The organism is Streptomyces sp. GQ60, assembly GCF_059758875.1.
Genome location: NZ_JCAXEG010000063.1, coordinates 1 through 590, shown reverse-complemented (window position 1 = coordinate 590; position 590 = coordinate 1). Strand labels below are relative to the sequence as shown.

The window sequence follows — 590 nt, the reverse complement described above, 5'->3', positions numbered from 1 at the left end:
GGTAGCCGATGATGCCGGCGATCGTGGCGAGCGTTGCGGCGGTCGTCATCAGCAAGGCCGCGGGCCAGTTGACGGGTTCGCCGGGTACTGCGGCCAGGTGTGCGAAGGGAGATAGCTGGCCGACCCATGCCGGCCAGCCGGAACTGTCGGCGATGACTTTCAGCAGGAATCCGCCTGTTGCCGGGAGTGATCCGATGATGGTGACCGCACGCGGGGCCCAGCCCAGGGCGAGTACACCGGCGCCGAGGCAGAGGAGGGTGATGGGAACTACGTTCCATGCCCCGGACAGCGCGGCGGTGAGGCCGAGTTCGGCACCGACGGTCTGTGTCCCGCTCCAGGTGGCGAAGCCGGCGACGGTGGTGAGCACGATGACGCCGCCGAGGGCGGCGGTGATCTCGGCGGTGAGTACTCGCGTGCGGGTGAGGGGCTGGGCGAACAGGAGGGTGAGGCGTCGGCCGGTTTCGTCGGCGGCGAGCGTGGCGAGGCGGACGGCGGCGAAGGCTCCTGCCGGGACGGCCAGCAGCGCGAACAGTGTGGCGGTGTAGCCCTGGACGGTGCCGAGCCCGGCGAAGCCGGCCTGGGCGGCGAGG

At 71.2% G+C, this 590-nt stretch carries 1 protein-coding gene; it reads right to left on the bottom strand.

Annotated elements, in window-relative coordinates; translation table 11 throughout:
- Window positions 1–590, bottom strand: a 590-nt coding sequence (locus AC6CKD_RS37965) for an efflux permease Rv1217c-related protein (RefSeq protein WP_498333989.1), incomplete at both ends; no start/stop codon positions are given.